The organism is Paenibacillus sp. FSL H3-0457, from assembly GCF_037981725.1.
GTDB classification, from domain to species: Bacteria; Bacillota; Bacilli; order Paenibacillales; family Paenibacillaceae; genus Paenibacillus; species Paenibacillus amylolyticus.
The window spans coordinates 3,435,954-3,453,562 of sequence record NZ_CP150283.1 but is presented as its reverse complement, the minus strand read 5'-3'; the positions used below and the strand labels follow the sequence as shown (position 1 = coordinate 3,453,562).

Annotated in this window: 16 protein-coding genes; 6 read left to right on the top strand and 10 right to left on the bottom strand. The window is 43.7% G+C overall.

What is annotated here, in order from left to right; translation table 11 throughout:
* The first annotated feature begins 55 nt into the window (after positions 1-55).
* Together MHH25_RS15350 and MHH25_RS15345 are read left to right on the top strand one after the other, a co-directional pair.
* On the top strand, positions 56-1,009 hold the full coding sequence (locus MHH25_RS15350; protein ID WP_305955657.1) for an ABC transporter substrate-binding protein: 954 nt from the start codon (positions 56-58) through the stop codon (positions 1,007-1,009).
* Between the two features lie 171 nt (positions 1,010-1,180).
* On the top strand, positions 1,181-2,899 hold the full coding sequence (locus MHH25_RS15345) for an AraC family transcriptional regulator (protein WP_076253093.1): 1,719 nt from the start codon (positions 1,181-1,183) through the stop codon (positions 2,897-2,899).
* A gap of 42 nt (positions 2,900-2,941) precedes the next feature.
* Here MHH25_RS15345 and MHH25_RS15340 read toward each other — a convergent pair whose 3' ends face one another.
* The 3 genes from MHH25_RS15340 to MHH25_RS15330 all read right to left on the bottom strand — a co-directional run bounded on the left by MHH25_RS15340 (position 2,942) and on the right by MHH25_RS15330 (position 5,409).
* Positions 2,942-3,322: a hypothetical protein gene (locus MHH25_RS15340; RefSeq protein ID WP_076317864.1), complete on the bottom strand. Its 381-nt coding sequence runs from the start codon at positions 3,320-3,322 to the stop codon at positions 2,942-2,944.
* A 291-nt stretch (positions 3,323-3,613) separates the two neighbouring features.
* Positions 3,614-4,648 carry a ketopantoate reductase family protein gene (locus MHH25_RS15335; protein ID WP_076253091.1) on the bottom strand — a complete coding sequence of 345 codons (1,035 nt, stop codon included), beginning with the start codon at positions 4,646-4,648 and terminating at the stop codon, positions 3,614-3,616.
* 14 nt (positions 4,649-4,662) lie between these two features.
* Positions 4,663-5,409, bottom strand: a complete 747-nt coding sequence (locus MHH25_RS15330) for an acetoacetate decarboxylase (protein ID WP_083669654.1) — start codon at positions 5,407-5,409, stop codon at positions 4,663-4,665.
* Between the two features lie 385 nt (positions 5,410-5,794).
* Between MHH25_RS15330 and MHH25_RS15325 the strand changes: the two genes are divergently transcribed.
* The gene (locus MHH25_RS15325) at positions 5,795-6,682 is read left to right on the top strand and encodes a LysR family transcriptional regulator (protein ID WP_076317866.1); all 888 of its coding nucleotides are present in this window, start codon (positions 5,795-5,797) and stop codon (positions 6,680-6,682) included.
* An 87-nt stretch (positions 6,683-6,769) separates the two neighbouring features.
* Here MHH25_RS15325 and MHH25_RS15320 read toward each other — a convergent pair whose 3' ends face one another.
* The gene (locus tag MHH25_RS15320) at positions 6,770-8,176 is read right to left on the bottom strand and encodes a glycoside hydrolase family 4 (protein WP_340020409.1); all 1,407 of its coding nucleotides are present in this window, start codon (positions 8,174-8,176) and stop codon (positions 6,770-6,772) included.
* A 176-nt stretch (positions 8,177-8,352) separates the two neighbouring features.
* Between MHH25_RS15320 and MHH25_RS15315 the strand changes: the two genes are divergently transcribed.
* Positions 8,353-9,204: an AraC family transcriptional regulator gene (locus MHH25_RS15315; RefSeq protein WP_340020408.1), complete on the top strand. Its 852-nt coding sequence runs from the start codon at positions 8,353-8,355 to the stop codon at positions 9,202-9,204.
* 98 nt (positions 9,205-9,302) lie between these two features.
* Here the strand turns inward: MHH25_RS15315 and MHH25_RS15310 are convergent, their stop codons facing one another.
* Together MHH25_RS15310 and MHH25_RS15305 are read right to left on the bottom strand one after the other, a co-directional pair.
* Positions 9,303-10,427 (bottom strand): phosphotransferase, encoded by a 1,125-nt coding sequence (locus tag MHH25_RS15310; protein WP_340020407.1) that lies wholly within the window; start codon positions 10,425-10,427, stop codon positions 9,303-9,305.
* Between the two features lie 131 nt (positions 10,428-10,558).
* Positions 10,559-11,476, bottom strand: a complete 918-nt coding sequence (locus tag MHH25_RS15305) for an ArsR family transcriptional regulator (protein ID WP_101313801.1) — start codon at positions 11,474-11,476, stop codon at positions 10,559-10,561.
* Between the two features lie 208 nt (positions 11,477-11,684).
* Between MHH25_RS15305 and MHH25_RS15300 the strand changes: the two genes are divergently transcribed.
* A complete protein-coding gene (locus MHH25_RS15300; protein ID WP_340020406.1) occupies positions 11,685-13,193 on the top strand; it encodes an alpha-N-arabinofuranosidase in 1,509 nt (502 codons plus the stop codon).
* 627 nt (positions 13,194-13,820) lie between these two features.
* On the opposite strand, the gene MHH25_RS15295 is transcribed toward MHH25_RS15300, so the two are convergent.
* Together MHH25_RS15295 and MHH25_RS15290 are read right to left on the bottom strand one after the other, a co-directional pair.
* Entirely contained in the window at positions 13,821-14,393 is a 573-nt protein-coding gene (locus tag MHH25_RS15295; protein WP_340020405.1) for a hypothetical protein, read from the bottom strand.
* Between the two features lie 116 nt (positions 14,394-14,509).
* A complete protein-coding gene (locus tag MHH25_RS15290; RefSeq protein ID WP_340020404.1) occupies positions 14,510-15,424 on the bottom strand; it encodes a DsbA family protein in 915 nt (304 codons plus the stop codon).
* 133 nt (positions 15,425-15,557) lie between these two features.
* On the opposite strand from MHH25_RS15290, the gene MHH25_RS15285 reads away from it, so the two are divergent.
* Positions 15,558-15,905, top strand: coding sequence for a helix-turn-helix domain-containing protein (locus MHH25_RS15285; protein WP_076327567.1), 348 nt, complete (start codon positions 15,558-15,560; stop codon positions 15,903-15,905).
* A gap of 162 nt (positions 15,906-16,067) precedes the next feature.
* On the opposite strand, the gene MHH25_RS15280 is transcribed toward MHH25_RS15285, so the two are convergent.
* Together MHH25_RS15280 and MHH25_RS15275 are read right to left on the bottom strand one after the other, a co-directional pair.
* A complete protein-coding gene (locus MHH25_RS15280; protein WP_340020403.1) occupies positions 16,068-16,532 on the bottom strand; it encodes an NUDIX domain-containing protein in 465 nt (154 codons plus the stop codon).
* 112 nt (positions 16,533-16,644) lie between these two features.
* Positions 16,645-17,529, bottom strand: a complete 885-nt coding sequence (locus MHH25_RS15275; RefSeq protein WP_340020402.1) for a LysR family transcriptional regulator — start codon at positions 17,527-17,529, stop codon at positions 16,645-16,647.
* Between the last annotated feature and the right edge of the window lie 80 nt (positions 17,530-17,609).

Here is a 17,609-nt window from a genome sequence, read left to right as displayed (position 1 = left end):
TACGTTGTAATTGATAATGGTTATCAATGAGAAAAAGAGAACTCAGGGGGAAACAATGATGAACAGTACAATTAAGAAACACCTATTCATATGGGGAGCATGCTTCCTTCTTCTATCCGTCCTTGCAGCATGCAGCCGTTCGGAAAGCGCCCCTTCACAAGAAGCTGTGAAGATCAACGAACAAACGACAAAAAGCTATACAACCCAAACAGGCGAAGTGATTGAAATACCCACTCAGCCGCAACGGGTGATCTATCTTGGTTCAACACTTGGAGATCTCCTGGCCATGGATATTTCCGTCGTTGGAGCCAATCTGATTCATGCTTCCGAAAGCTATATTGTAGACCGATTAGAAGGTATTGATGATGTCGGAAATCCTGGTGATTTGGAGGCAATAACAGCCTTGCAGCCTGACTTGATTTTGAATGGTTATAACCAAGATGCTGACCGAAACACCGCTTTTTCGAAGATTGCGCCTACCATTCCGTTCAACTCGGCGTTACCATTTACGGAACGCGTACGCGAACTTGGCAACATTTTTGGCAAACAGGATGAGGCAGAGCAATGGATCAGCAGATTTGATACAAAAGCGGAAGCGATGTGGGACAAGCTGAATGTGGCAGAGGGCGAGACAGCGACCATCTTCTTGCAGTTGGGTAAACAGCTCTATGTGATGGGCAATCGTTCATTGGGTGTAGTCTTGTATCAAGAGCACGGATTTGCAATTCCACCAGCAATTCAGCAAAACATTATCGACAAGGAGCTAACATTCGTCGAACTTTCGGAAGAACTAATGCCGGACTATGCAGGAGATCATCTCTTTGTCCTAACGCTGGATAATGACGAAAGTCGAGCTGAATCTGATCGGTTGTTACAGAGCACACTATGGAAAACATTGCCGGCCGTTCAGCAAGGACACGTTTACACAGCATCAGCCGATTGGAATACCGACAACCTGCTGGCACTGGAGCAATTGCTTGATGAACTACCGAAATGGATGAATCAATAATATCGCATAGATAACGTCAAAAATCCTCCAACCTCTTTGGTTATGGAGGATTTTTGGATTCTGTAAACTTCAGCATCGTGTAATAAGGTCTGCAACGAAACATTCTCTAACGTGTAAAATGTGGTAAACTAGTAATTGAGAATTATTATCACTAGATCGGAGTGCTCCAGAATGCAAATGGCTTCCCTATACATCCAACTGCAGCAGCATGATCTGCTTCAGCTCACACCACTGCAGGAAACCAATCATCATAATCCATCAACCAAGAGCAAGGCTGCCAATGAATATACATTGCTTATTGCTCTGGATCATGGAATTCGGCTGTTAACAAACAACATCTCCCAAGATCTGAGCCAAGGCAGTTGTATTCTGCTCCCTACTCAGCAATCCTACATTCTCAAAACGATAAAAGAGCAAGCGCATGTAGCCCGGTTGACCTTTCTTTCTTTTCAAGTGGATCAGTTGACTCTGCTTCCGGCTTGCCCTCCTCTTATTCTGGGATTTCCTTACAGGCTGTCTCTTTCTACTATAAAACTTGCGTTGGCAAGTGAAGACTGGATTTCTCCGCTGCCTTTGCAATCCAACAAGCAAAATCGGTTGCAGGAGAAGAAATTTACGCCTACGCATCATTCAAAATTAGCAGTTACTCAGTCCCGGCTGCAACTGATACTTGGCCTGATGGCTCAGCTAGAAAGCGCTCCTCCGCCAGTGCAAAATGATCAAGCGGTACAGCGTACACTCAGCTATATGGAGCAGCACTACAACGAAGATCTGACCGTAGAGCTTTTGGCGGAAATGGCCGGCATGGTTCGATGGCAATATAGCAAATTGTTTAAAGTGATTACTGGCAAGAAGCCGACGGACTACCTAACAGAGCTTAGGGTCCAACACGCTAAAAGACTACTGTCCAGTTCTACCGAGACCTTACGTGAAATATCCCGACAAGTCGGTTTTAAGGATGAGTATTATTTCAGTCGACGCTTTCATCAGCTCACAGGACACCCTCCCCGGGAATACGCCAATATACTAAGACGTACCAGGCAAAGAACGATCACCGATTCCCTCGGCAGGCAGATTTCCCTCCCTGATGTGGCTATACGAATCGTGGCCACAGGTACCAATACCCTTGGTGAGTTGCTTGCTATCGGTATCCGTCCAGTCGGTGCGGGTATAACTACAATGAAATCACAAGTCATATATCGAAACAAACTGCATCACATCCCCGACATTGGACTGCAAGCCGCACCGGAACAAGTCTCCCTGCTGAAGCCTGATCTTATACTGTTAGGCAACTATAGTGAGCAGCAGTTACCTCGACTGGATGCCATTGCACCTACCATCGTTTATCGCGAATCAACCAGCACTTTTGAGCGTCTTCGTTATATTGCGGATCTTTTCGGTCGAAGCAGAACGGCTGAACAGTGGATCGACCGCTATGAGGAAAGTGTCAGGAGGATACGGCGACAATTGGCGGATGATTATATTGCAGGAGAACGAGCAACTGTCTATCTGGTGCTGGGTAAGAACATATATGTTATGGGACAGACGGGATTTGCCGCTACCGTGTATGAATCACTTGGCTTTCGACCCACTGAATCCGTAAATCAACTGATCATTAATGGCAGACCTTGGATACAAATTGATTACAATAAAATCACACAATACGGTGGAGACCGAAACTTCGTGATGGTACCTCAGGAGGAGATGAATGTAAATATACCTTCTCCGCTACAAAGTTTGGTTGGCATGTTGGCACCCAGTAAAGTACATATAGTAGAAGCTGGCTGGAACTACGATGATCCCCTTACCCGTGAGAGGTTATTGACGATTCTACCCTCTATTTTTGCTAAGGATGGACTCACACCTCCGCTAGTAAATGAAAAAAAATAAACCGTGAAGCACGGTTTATTTTTTCAAAACATTTTCTCCATCTTACGATATGTGTCCAACAACCTCTGGTAATACTCTTTCGTATTCCTTATATAAAACATAACGATTAACACCTCTGGAAGAGTTAAGTGCTTCATGCGCGTGCTGAATAGCGATATCATGGTTTTCTGCTTTAAGTTCAATACCCGCGAGCAATGTTGATCGCATCCACTGTTTTTTAATGGATTGAAGTCTTTCACGCGCATCTTCACTTTTCCCGTCTTCCAAGAGTAGAATGGTTTCGTAATATGTACGGTAGTCCGATAAGCCGATATGAGGTACAGCTTGCCGAATGGCAAACATATCCTTGCGATATAATCCGTAAGCTGCCTTGAACTTTGCTTGTGTTGTTCTTCGCTTATATTTCTGCATAATTTGCTCCATAACTAGTTCTACCTCATCATCAAGTCTGTTTGCAAGAACATAAATAATGTATGTCCCATACAACCAAATAAAAGACGAATTCCCCCCAAGATTTACTCATATGTATCTCCTTCGAATAGAAAAATAACCAGCAAGTCTATATTATATCAAATTTAATTCCCCTTTTTGTATAATCTTAGGAAACAAAAATCACGAAGATTATTCTATCTGTCGCAAAATCAAGCCTGACTAGATTTACTGATACAACAAAAAAGCCGCTATATTAGCGACTTTCAGTTGAAATAATTGAATTTATTTTTGAACACTTAATAGTTCTTCAAAAGCTTTTATGTTCGTGTCAAAATCAGGAACGGTTTGAGTTTCTTCAGCAGATTTAACCAGTTTTACAACTAAATCATTATAAGGTGTCGCAATTCCCGTACCTTCTGCCCTGCTTGAAACAACTCCGTTAATGTAATCAATTTCCGTTTTGCGGTTCTTCTCCAGATCTTGAAGCATGCTTGCTTTGAGCAGTCTGGAGGGCTCCATCACGTAACGTAATGTTTTCACCCGTTCAGGGATATCTTCTTTGCTGTTCAGTTCGAGTGAAGCGATGTCGAATCCATTCATTTTAACCAAGGTAACCCCATTGGCGCGAGCAACTTTAATCGTCTCGTCCGCAATATGAGCTGCACTCACAATGCCGGCTTCATGATCAATAATGTCCCCGTATTCCCCATTCAATGCAGCGGACAAACCACTGAATGCATTGTTGATCAACAATTTGGACCATTTGGTTCCAACCAAGTTATCGGAAATATGTGTTCCACCCACAAGATCCAACACCGATTTCACGCCCTGAATTCGTTCGGTGAACTCACCATTTAATTCGCCAATCTGAAAAGCGTACTGCTTAAATTGAGTGTACTCGGTAGTCAGACTTGATACACCTGGTTCAATGAACGTAGCGCCGAATTCAACGGAGCCAGCAATAACACGTTTTTCACCCACGATGGACGCCACTTTTTCTTCGGGAATCCCGTTCTGCAAGGAACACACCATACTGTCTTCATTCAAGAATGGAATTAATTCCTGAAGGATGGAATCGTTGTAGAGTTGTTTGGTTAAAAGTAACACGAGGTCATATTGTCCTGATTTCTGATCAGGAGTAATGGCTTTTACTTTTGCCTGAAACTCTGTGGTACCCGTCACTTTAGCACCGGTCTGATTTAAAGCATCTACATGTTCTTGATATGCATCAATTAACTCAACGTCCAGTCCACCATCCGCAAGATATGCGCCTACGATGGTTCCCAAAGATCCTGCTCCTACAATTGCAATTCTCATTTTATTTTTCCTCCTTATTTTTCTTCCAGGTAGTTATATACAGGTTGTGCAGCGTTTAAGGTTAGGTTGGTAAGGATATGAGAAGCTGACACCACTTCCAACACAGGCAGATCTGCAAGAGGAGCCAACGCATGTTCGAATAGTTGAAGTCGGGCAGGTCCTGTCCAAGCTTCCTTCACTTCGACGTCCGTAATTTGAGTACGGATCAGATCACATATTCTTAAATTCCCGCTATAGTCTGTAGCAATCTTAATCATAAAATTAGGTCGGCATATTTCACGTTTGGCGAACTCTTTATCCATCTCCACATGTTTATATCCCATCGTTGCCGTGGCTACACGCAACGATCCATAATCTAGTGTGCCAACAAGTGTATCCGAATCGGTATACAACTTGGGTGCGCCCAGCTTTTTCGGATAGGCCGTGAGCTCTCGACCACTCGCAATCGCGGGGAAATTGTCTACGTACATCGAATGCACATAATCACCTTCCTCCCCATTGAATTGCACAGGAATGACTTGTCCAGCTTCTGTATATGCACCCAGTCCAGAAACATCTTGCATCCACATCACTTCGAATTTAACCAAAGGTTCCGTAATTTCGAGAGGTTCTGGTACGGCTGCTCGCAACGCTTTTTCATCAGTTCGGTAAATAATATTCAAGTATTCACGATTCACGAATTTGTACGGTGGCATTGGGTATGCCGGAGCTGTTAGGGGTGTATTCAGATTTTTAGCTATGTTATTCACATCGATTTTCATCAAAGACACCTACCTTATGTTTTGGTTCTATATAAGTTGAATTAAAGATTATTTACACTGACACTACGATGACAGAACAACCTTCCAATCGCTGTTATCCCCAGATTTTTCGATTCCCCTTCTAATAGGGGAAAATCCGGTGATAGCTTATGCTTCCGATGTAGCTTTCTTTCAGAAAGCTTTTAGGCGAACGCTTCGCTTTTTCAGGTTTTTTCTGTCCTCTCCGTTATTGTGTAAATGATTAGTTCAACTTATATAGTCAGGTTTTTGTTATTTAAAATTTGATCTGTATCTCATAAAAAAATTCTACATCAATATTTAAATTTAATATAATACATAATAAGTACTATATATATTTATCAGAATAAATAAGGAGTGCACGTGAATGGAATTGCTTCAGCTCAAATATTTTCAGACCGTTGCCTATACCGAACATATCTCCAAGGCAGCTGCACAATTGAACATCGCTCAACCCTCCCTGAGCTTAACGATTAAAAGACTTGAGGATGAACTCGGTACCCCCCTATTTCATAGGAGAGGACGAAATATTCAATTGAATTCCTCAGGTGAGATTTTATTGAAGCATGTGAACCGGATTTTTATTGAAATTGAAAATGCAGAGATGGAGATTAAAGCGGAGGAACAGCAAATATCCAATACAATCAGGATCTCAATTACGAATACCCGATTTCTCACTGGTCTCATTAGTGACTATATCAACGGTTCCCCCAAAACCAAGCTGCATCAGGGTATTGGGACCCGCAGTGAAATTATTACAGGTTTGAAGAAAGGTGAGATGCATCTGGGCATTACGGGGCATCCGATTCAGGATGAGGAGATTGAGAGTGTTGTTCTTGTTGAGGAGGACATTGTTCTTGTTGTGCCCACGGATCATGCATACGGCGGAGAAACAAGCATTTCATTAAGTGTTGTTGCAAATGAGCCCTTTATTTCCCTTGCCGATAATAAGGAGTACAGCCGCTTTACAACTATGCTCTGTGAAAAAGCAGGTTTCCTCCCCAATCATGCATTTGAGGTCGATTCTCATACCCTGCTTGAAATTATCAGCCTTAATCAAGGTGTTGCATTAATTCCGATCTCCGTATGTAGAGCACTGGGGTTACGTTATGTAAAAATTGCTGATGATTCAGCCATATATCCCATTAGCCTATCCTGGGTCAAACAAAAATGGTTATCTCCTATTGTTCGAGAATTTCGTGATTTTATTACTTCGTACTATGAAGACCATGCTAGCTTGTTTAAAGTGGAGTAGGATTTCTTGATACATGACAAAAGATAAAAACAAAGACCACGTTAGTCCCATGGAAGGAACCGACGTGGTCTTTGATCGTTATCGTTCTTAGTTATACTGCAGTCTGTCCTTATACCAAATGTCCGGAATCATCTTACGCTCCAGCTCCAACAATTCATGGATGATCTTGTCCGCGTCACTGATGGAACTCACGAGCGGGTCGGTGAGCATCGCCCTTCTCAGCTTCTCGTAGCTCTGTTCCAGCACAGCTTCAACCGTAAGCTCATGCGTATCCAGTACAAGTTCTTGCATCCCTCTTATCCCACGCGGCATCTCGCCTACATGGAGTGGTTTCGCCCCATCCATATCTACATCGCATAGTAGTTCCAGGAACGAATCGTTATTCATATTGGTTACCGCACCTTGATTGAGCGTATTGATGAAGAACTTTTTGCCCAAGTTCCCCACCATATTTTCGATGATGTCAGTCGCATGATCTGGTCCGAAGGTATTCATATAATCGGCAATCGGGATGTTCCCTGCAAGAAAGTCATCCACCTGACGCCACATTTCGTCATGACGCTGATATCTGTCCTCTGTCTCCCAGATCGATAATGGAGGAATGGTATCTGCAGTTTTTCCAAGACCCTGCCAATACCGAACGTATTCCTTTGTATGCGCCGTACAAGTAGGAATGATTCCGAAAATATCATACAGTTCATAGGTAATCGCATCGTTAAAAAGAGCTTTTGCGCCGCGATCACCGCCGTTATTCTCATCACCTGCCAGCTTGCGCATGGCTTCTGCAATTGTGGGCATCACATTTTTTCCTTCATACTCGGCTTTGAGCAGCCAAGTGAAATGATTGACACCCGCGATACGAAAATCGAATTTCTGGTCTATTCCTGCGGTAAACTGGCTTGTATTTTCGATGATTCCGGCTCGTACGGCATAATAGGCTTTCTTATGCGGCATATGATGACTATCGCACAGCGCAAACGATTTAAGCTTCGGAGCATATCGATGTAAAGCGATACCGTGCACGGTAGAAGGGTTAATATAATTGATCACCCACGCATCCGGACATAACTCCTCAATGTCCTTGGCACATTCCATAATAACCGGCAGTTCCCGCATCGCGCGAAAGATTCCACCAGGGCCAATTGTATCGCCGGAACACATGCGAATTCCATACTTTAGAGAAACCTGGCAGTCAATGCCCCGATATTTCACCGATTCTTCCGCAAAGCTGAGCACAACGAAGTCGGCTCCCGGTAGTACCTGTCTTCGGTCCACTGAACCCTCAATCTTTAGGGATACGTTGTTCTCCTTGGCGACCATTTCCGCTAGTTTTACCATTTTCGAAAGCCGTTCCTCGTCCGTATCCACCAAAGCCAGCGTTCCCTGATTCAAATATGGGGAGTGTACCATCTGCCAGATGGACTGCCGACCAAAAAACAGGCTGCCCGCCCCAATAACAACTACCTTTGGATGCTGAGTACTTGTAGCATTCATTAATAACCCCTCCTTTTAACGATATAAGTTCATTATAGGTGAGTGGGCTGGAATCGGAATGTGTGATAGTTTTCAAAACATGTCATATCGTACGATAGTTAACAAGAGATAAATCCTTTGTTATGATAGTCAAAAATGAAGGATGTCATAAAGTAGAGAGGAATGAGTTGGATTAGATGCATACAGGAACTGTAAATATGAGTATAATCGATGAACTTTCGGAGTATATCACACTTCGCATGAGCTCTTATTTGGAACAAACGCATGACAGCAATTGGACGGAGCGCAAGTCTCATTCCGATTATGATCTGTGGTTCATTACAGCTGGCTCCGTACTAATTACCATCGATGGAATCGAGCATATGGCGAACCCGGGTGACGTCGTGTTTTTTTATCCGGATATGCCCTACACTGCTTCCACGACAGGAGAGTTGTGCCGATTCGTATACATGCACTTTGATTTCAGCATCGCTGAGCAGAAGCGGATTCTCGGCGAGTTTCAGCTCCCGGGCATCGTACCTGGCAATCTGATTCAAGAGGAATCAACACTCTTCACCTCGTCCTATCGAAGATTCAAGCAGAGTAGCGGCGCTTCTGCCAGTCCACTTTACTTGAAAGCCTCTCTGCTTCTCGTCATCGCCAAAATTTTGGAATTGCATAGGCAAGGCTTATATCACGGTGAGTTTCTGAAAGACCGAAAACCGAGGAAGATCGAAGGAAGTCTGGAGGTTCTGCAAAATGTCTTCCCATACGTGGATGCAAATCTGCATCGTGCCATCCGAGTTAACGAGCTTGCAGACATTGCTGGCGTCTCTGAGAAATATTTTATTTCGTTGTTCAAAAAAATTCTCGGTATTACACCGGGGCAGTATATCAATCAGATCAAAATGAACCGGGCCAGAGACTATCTGTATGAGAAAAAATATACGATCCAGCAAATTGCCGGATTTCTGGGTTATCCCGATCCCTTTACGTTCTCCAAAGCATTCAAAAAATTCTACAACGTGCCCCCTTCCAAATTCGAATAAAATGCCGCAGACAAACAAAGAGGCAACCGGTCGATCCGGCTGCCTCCCCACTTGATGAATCCTTGGTTATTCAGGGTTTAGTTTACGTACAGGTCCCTTCAGCGTCCCTCATACTCAAAAGGAGCTTCAGTGGAATACATCTCATGGAAAAATCCTTTATACGGTATATCCTCTTCCAGACATTTAATGAGATACAGCAGTTCTTCGTTAGCTTCCGGTTCTTCGCCAGCACGCTGCATTTCCTCAAATTGACCTAGAATATTCTCCAAGAGAGTGACTTGAATAAATAAAGGCAGCTTCTCCAGCATCGAATCTTCGATCTTGGTTTCGGAAGTATATCCAGCGAGGGCGGTTTGGAAATAGTCATCCATGAACTGTTTGCGTTTATCCGCATCCGGCTCAAATTGAACCCAGCCCATACCATGTGACCATAGATCAGCCAAATCATACATATACCAACCGAAGCATGAATTATCAAAATCATACACGGTGATCTCACCGGTATCAAAATCGATCGAGTAATTTCCATCGTTATAATCAAAATGGATCATGCCGAATGTCTCTTGGTTTGTATCCAAACCTTGTAAGGTATTCAGGAGCTCAACCATCTTCTCCTTAAGCAGAGGGAATGATTCAGGTACCAGATTATCGATATATTCACCGCTGTAATTGTCAATCAAATGATGCCGGCGATGGACGGGAGTGTACCCTTTCGATAGTTGATGCATCCTGCCCAGAACTTTTCCGCTATTATAATAGTATTCGCTAAGTGGGACCCCTTCACGGTACTGATAATGGTTTTCTACCAGCAACTTCCCCTTGGCTTTTACAAACATACAGATAAAGAACGTATGCTCATTATAAGTGATCTCTTCTAACAGATGACCCTTTTTCGAGCTAACTACATTCGAGACACTTGCACCGTGCTCAAACAGATACCGGACATACTCCAATTCGGCAATGTAATCTTCCCGCTTTCTGTCAGGCAAAAAAGACACCCGTAGAATTAGCGATTCACGCCCCTCTTGCTCGCAAGTGTAAACGACATTACGTCCACCCTCATGAGGCGGAATAAGCTGAATATTGTAACCCTCCAGATGAAACAACTCGGGTACCAGCGTCAGTACATGTGTATTGCTGATGTTAACAGCTTCGTTAAAATTAATAATAATCTCCTCCAGTAAACATTGTTTGGACGGTTTCCCGCACTGCAATGTCCACAAAAGGAATCTCTGTAACGCAAATATCCTTCTGTGAACCTAAAGCAAAATCACCTTGTTAGACATTTAAAAACGCTCCTTTTTGTTCAGATGGTTACATATTATCCTAATATTCCACATTTTACTAGCCAAATTTATAACTCAGCAGCCTCGTAATAGTACCTTATCAAAATGTCCTGATCGTAGTTGCCGAACCCTTTCCCGAACAACGTAAGTCCGCCTCGACCGGGCACCCCTTCTTCCGGTCTTAATCCAAACGTCCAGTAAGTGGATGAATCCAGCTCCAGATCATGGATACGCACATCTGAGATGCGCTGGCTATCCATAAACGTCCCTTCTCCGTTAATACGCAGCACCTTCAGTACACCATACTGGTTGACGTCCAATTTCCACCATAGCGGTGTATGTTTGCCCTTCCGATCTCCAAAATCCCCTGGGCTTGTCCAAGTTCCGAGGTGATGACCATTAAGGGAAAAACGGATGTCAGAAGGCCAGTTTTCATTAACTTGGGGTGCTTCCGAACTGAGTTCGAGTGAAATTTCAATTTCCTGGAGATGCTGTTCTGTATTCAGATAATTGGGAATCTTATATTCAAGAAAACCTCGTGCCATCCAAAGGATTCCCGCGTTCACCCGATCCGGGTCCATAAAGCAGGCAGGCGTGTCGTACTGTCCAATCATCTGCGTAGTTGTCGCAATCCCGCAGGTCGGCCACGCTTCATAATCTGTATACTGACCTACCGGTATGGATATTTCATGGTAAGGAGCGTCAACAGGCTCTGGTGACAGGTTAATAGTCATGAACTCTCGTACGATAAAACAGTACTTATAGGTTCCGCCGTTCTCCCGTTTCATTCGGCTACCGACAATTCCGGCTTTTTGCAGCTTGCTGACATGTGTACTTACAATAGCTTTGCTCAGAAAAAGCTCTTGGGCAAGCGCATTGATATGCATTTCCCTGTTTTGTAGCAGCAGGCGCACAATGTTTAAACGGGCTTCACTTGCCAGTGCCTCGTAAATTAGCAATGAAGCTGCATCTGTCCCAAGCATCATGATGTCCACTTCCTTTTTGAGTAAAATCGATCTATTTCAATTTCAGGATTCGTTATTTAGCGAACTCATAAAAATGAACTTGCTCAATATATAAGCATTATGATACATATTAGATAACAAATCAATGATTTGATTTTGCTTTTAAACGAATTCAATACCACTGTTAATTCTTTTGAAAATATGAATTCATCCAATGGAGGTACATACCATGCTTACATCCAAAATGCTTATCGATAAAGACTTTCAGATTGCTGAAGTAGATCCGCGTGTCTATGGTTCGTTTATAGAACATCTGGGAAGGGCCGTATACGGCGGAATTTATGATCCAGGTCATCCTACGGCAGATGCTCAAGGTTTCCGTCAGGATGCCATTGAAGCGATTAAAGCTTTGAATGTGCCAATTGTTCGTTATCCGGGCGGCAATTTCGTATCCGGTTACAATTGGGAGGACGGCGTTGGTCCGGTATCGGAGCGTAAACGCAGACTTGAACTCGCTTGGTGGACGATTGAAACAAATGCGGTAGGAACAAACGAATTTGCAGATTGGGCCAAGCTGGTTGGAACCGAAGTGATGATGGCTGTAAATCTGGGTACTCGCGGCATTGATGCGGCCAGAAACCTGATCGAATACTGCAACCACCCATCTGGCACATACTGGAGTGATCTGCGTATCTCTCACGGTTACAAGGACCCGCATAAATTCAAAACCTGGTGTCTAGGCAACGAAATGGATGGCCCTTGGCAGATTGGTGCAATGACTGCATATGAATATGGCCGTATTGCCAATGAGACAGCCAAAGCGATGAAATGGGTTGATCCGGATATCGAGCTTGTGGCTTGCGGCAGTTCCAGCCGTGACATGAGTACATTTGCAGATTGGGAAGCAACCGTGCTGGATCTCACCTATGAAAATGTGGACTACTTGTCCCTGCATCAGTATTACAACAACAATAAAGACAACACGTATGACTTCCTGGCGACATCGCTGGATCTGGATCAATTTATTGATAGTGTGGCTTCAATCTGTGATTTTGTACAAGCCAAGAAACGCAGCAAAAAGAAATTAATGCTGTCTCTGGATGAATGGAATGTCTGGAAATCCATCGGCACAAGCCGTATGGAAGAACGGTGGCAGATTGCTCCTCCAGAGTTTGAAGATGTGTATACACATGAAGATGCACTGGCCGTGGGCTGTTACCTGATTACCATACTCAAGCATGCCGACCGTGTAAAAATGGCTTGCCTTGCTCAGTTGATTAACACCATTGCACCAATCATGACGGAAAATAACGGAGCAATCTGGTTCCAGACGACGTATTTCCCATTCATGCACGCATCCAACTTCGGCCGTGGTACGGTGTTGCGATCCATCACAACTTCACCTAAATATGATTCCAAAGACTTTACAGATGTGCCTTATCTCGAAGCGATCAGTGTGCATGATGAAGAGAACGGCACGATCACAATCTTTGCGGTGAACAGACATCTGGATGAGAAGTTGGAACTGAATGTGGATCTGCGTTCCTTCGGAGAAACCACATTTGTGGAGCATATCGTATTGGAGAACAACGACTTGAAAGCCACCAATACCAAAGAAAACCCACGTAACGTTGTTCCTCACAACGGCGGATACACAACGGTTGACCAAGGTAAAGTGCAAGCAGTCTTGAACAAAGCATCATGGAACGTGATTCGCCTCAAAACCAAACAGGCTTAATAAGAGCGGGATAGAATTTTCTCCTACTCTGCAACATCAGCATTGTTTTCCGCACCGCGTGTAGCTCCCTGCGCGCGGTGCTTTTTGCTGTATGAGGGTAGTCGGCCGAACTACACAGTTCCAAAGTTAGACGTGTGGTGCGTATTGGAAATCTCAGTTTTTATTCCTCGCAACGAAGGAATTTAACGAACACAGGGAGTCTTATTTAACCCGTTTCGGGCGGATTTTAATTCTAACGAACACAGGAGAAGTTATGCTGCAGAATCAGCCCCTTTTTCATACTATGTCCTACATTTTGCAGCAAATAGGGTTTGTCATATTCGTTAGAATTTTAATGGCTTGATATTGACTCGAATACGGTTTCTGAGGTTCGTTAGCGCTAAGCAAGCATGCTAAATCGAGCTGGTTCGAACCTCATTTACAGCATAAGCAAATAAGCCACCCTCCGTTTGGCGTACGGAGAGCAGCTTGCAGTGAAGCATCTAGCGAAGAAGCTGAAACAGAACAGAGAAGAAGATAAGGAACAGACCAGACCAGAAAGAGATCAAATCACCCAACATACTAGCAATGCTTCCTTCCCAAATGCAACGAAGGTTGTGTTCTATTTCACGATTTTCATTTCAAGTATTATCCTTGTTGTGCTTCCTCTTCAACTTCGGTTTCAGCCTGAGCTGCTTGGCTTGCTGGAGTCATCAGCCCTTGAACTGCCCCCATAAATGGCTGAATCTGCTTAATCATGCCATACCCCATTTTGACCACAGGTGTAAACCGCTGGATCATGCCAAACAACCGCATACCCCCGCCTAACATACCTCCAATCGAGCCTGCACCGCCAAAGCCACCTAACAATGAGCCTAGCATAGGCATGAAAGAGGATACCTGGGCTTGCCTAGACGTTGAACGAGACATCGACCGGGATCGTACTTGCGACTTACGTGTGCTGTTCACCCGTTTACGGTTTCGAGAGGATGCTGTTTTTCTCGTAGCCCCTGCTTTAGGTTTGGTTTTGCGAGCACTGCCTTCAGATGAGGGTGCTGTGATTGCGGACTGTGTAAGCTTTCCGCCCCCGGTAAGCATTACGCCTTCGCTGTTAACACCAGAGATGTACCCGACGTACGTCTCGCCATTATGAAGAGTCACGCAGACTGGGCGATCCTTGAGCCGTTTCACCCGGACGTGTATTTCATTGGTTTTAGCCATGGAATTCACCTCACTTGACTTGATCTACTTCAGTCTACGCAATGGGTGGACGACTTGCCTGTGCGAATAACACATCCGTGTGCCGAAAGCAGGAAGATTCTTACATGGCTCCTGTCTCAGATATGCTCAATATACATCTCATTCAAAATATGACCCATACGATATGTGTGCTCTGCCAATTCAGATTTCACATATGATTCAATATCACTCTTTTCGATACTGTACAAGACCTCCATTTCTTTAGAAAAAAGAAGGTGTCCTTCATTGATTTTCTGCTCCAACGAGATTATCTGTTTGGGTTTCAGATCACCACCGAGCACCTGCTGAAGTGCTTGCACATATGTTTCAAGAGAACGCGCTCCGACAATTTTCATACCCTGGTTCTCTTCATTCACAATGATAATTGATGGGAAACCTCTAACTCCCAAACTAGCGACACTCTCAAAGTCTTCCTCTAATAACTCTTGTGCTGATTGCTGTGCAGCCGCCTCAACCACTTCTTTTCCATTCAAGCCCAGTTGATTGACGATATCCGTCAGCACATCATCTTCTCCAATATTTCGATTAAATACAAACACGGCTTCACGCGCACGTCTTAAAAAGTCCTGCTCTTTACCAGGGTGTGTACTCTGAATGACCTTAAATACGCGAGATGGCGGATAGGAAGAAAGTATTGGATTATCGTGCCATAAGGAACCGTCGATGGGCATGCGTGAATGTTCACCCACTTCCTTCCAATGATGTGCAACGTCCGAAGGTTTCTGAATCCCGTTAGCGCCATCCGAGAAACCATTCCAGTTAGCCAATAGCCCACCCATTTTGATTTGCAGCGTAAAATAATGGCGGTATTCCTCAATAAACCGATGAAGCACAGGCTCAAGCGCCCAGCAGTGAGAGCAGATCGGATCTGTTGCGTAATATAGGGTTATCCTTTTCTCAACGTGATTCAGATTGATTTCTTGCATCGCCTCTTCTTCGCTCACACCACATACGCCTGTTTCCAGATTACACATCATTGATTCGTTACTCACGTTTATCCCGCCTTTATATTGTCTTATGAATTGATTTTCTTGTGTTAGTTTGATTATAATGTCTACAATCTTCTGAACAAGTACGATTCTTTTTCTGACTTAGTATCAAAAGTATACTATTGGAGGGTATCAAGTGAAATACGAGTTTAATTTTGATCAGTTATGTCCAGCGACTTATGCATTTCAGGTCATTGGAGGCAAGTGGAATCTTCCGATCCTGGCAATCCTCAGTGAAAATGACTGTATACGTTACAATGAATTAAAAAGAAGACTGCCTGGCATTACCGGAACGATGTTAACGAACTGCTTGAAGGATTTGATTCATTCCGGCATCGTGCATCGGGAGCAATATAACGAGGTGCCACCGAGAGTGGAGTATTCGCTCACAGAATCAGGCAAGGAATTGGTTCCTTTAATTGAATCCATGGTAATGTGGGGTCAGAAAAATATGACAGCAGGCGTGAAGCAACAAGATATATAACTCCTGGCCTAATGTAACCCCGTATCATAGATGTTCATTATCTAATCGCTCTGCACAATTTGTTCAACGGCAAAAAGACTATTTCACTGGACCATCATGTCCTTTGAAATAGTCTTTCCTTTATAAATACAAGACGGCCGCTTGTTTACGACGTGTACACATCTAACTATTCAGGTCGTCATCTTCCTCATTTCCTAAATACATAACCGTTTTTTCTCCCTCAACCAATCTAATGATCTGCTTTCGTAATTTTGCAGGAAATAAAGGTAGTTCGTATATATTTTTAATTTCGAGCCATTCATATTCCACTTGATTTTCGTCATTTGGCAGAATAGAACTATCTTGGTCCATCAAACCTATGTACTCGCATAAAAAAACAAAATCTACACGATGAAGAGCTTCACCGTATACCCCTTCAATGACAAATTCCAGTGATAATGGTTCTACATCTATTCCGATTTCTTCCGCAACTTCACGCTTCACAGCATCCGTCAGGGTTTCACCTGCATTCTGGCTCCCACCAGGCAGGATGTAGATGACTTCATCGTTATCATCCTGCTTCATTGCAAGCATTCTCCCGTCTTTAATGATCAATGCTTTTGCAGAATTTCTAATCTTTCTCTCCATTGCTAATCCCCCATATATATCTGTATCCATGTTGTTGAAGGTTGATTCCAATTAACCTCACGATCTCCATGAAGAATATTTTAACACATACATCTAAACAAATTCTGAACAATCAAATCAACTCACTCTTGGCGACCTCCATGAAAGCAGCCATAGACGGAGAGATCCATTTTTCCCGATGCCAGAGCATTTGCGCAGAAAAGGATACATCTGATAAATCCCACGGCAGTGCAACCACTTCCCCTTCTCTCAACTCTTTCTTCAAAGCCATTTCAGGTAATAAAGCGATCCCTAGACCAGCCACAACACATTGTTTAATGGCTTCTACACTATGAAACTCCAGCTCTGTCAGAGCATCCACACCTTTCTTCGTTATGGATTGGTCAAAATGAGTGCGATACGAACAGTTCTTTTCGGTCAGCAAAAAATGCTGTTTGTGGAAGTCATCAATGACCAACGCGGAACGCGATGCTAACATATGATCGGGAGAAACCACCATTTGAAAGGTCTCATCCTTTAATAACTCTGACTGAAGGTCTCTGGAATTCATAGGCTCATCCAATACAAAAACGACATCGGCATGCCCTTCTCTCAGACTTGATTTAAGCTCTTGCCCAGACAAGGGGCGGAACAATAACCGCACACCAGGATAGTCCGCTCGGAAGCGTTTGAACAAGGCTGGAAGAAGATATGCACACAGCACTTCGTCTGCTCCGATCACAACCGTTCCTGCCAATTCTCCGTGCTGACTGGATATGCACTTTGCTTCCTCTACATCGTTTAATATCTTAGTGGCGTACGGCAGAAACTGTTGGCCAGCATCCGTTAACACGACCTTTTTGCCTAATCGATCCAGCAATTTCACCCCGAGCTCTTCTTCCAGCGATTTGATTTGCATGGTTATGGTAGACGGTACATAGCTCAATAATTCAGCAGTTTGACTAAAGCTGCAGGTCGATGCAAGTGTCCAAAAGGTTTTTAGCTGGCGTATTTCCATGAGTCAGGCACCTCCTAAGTTCAAAATAAATGAATGATATGTTCGATAACGTTTCGTTGAATTGATAATAGACGTATTGT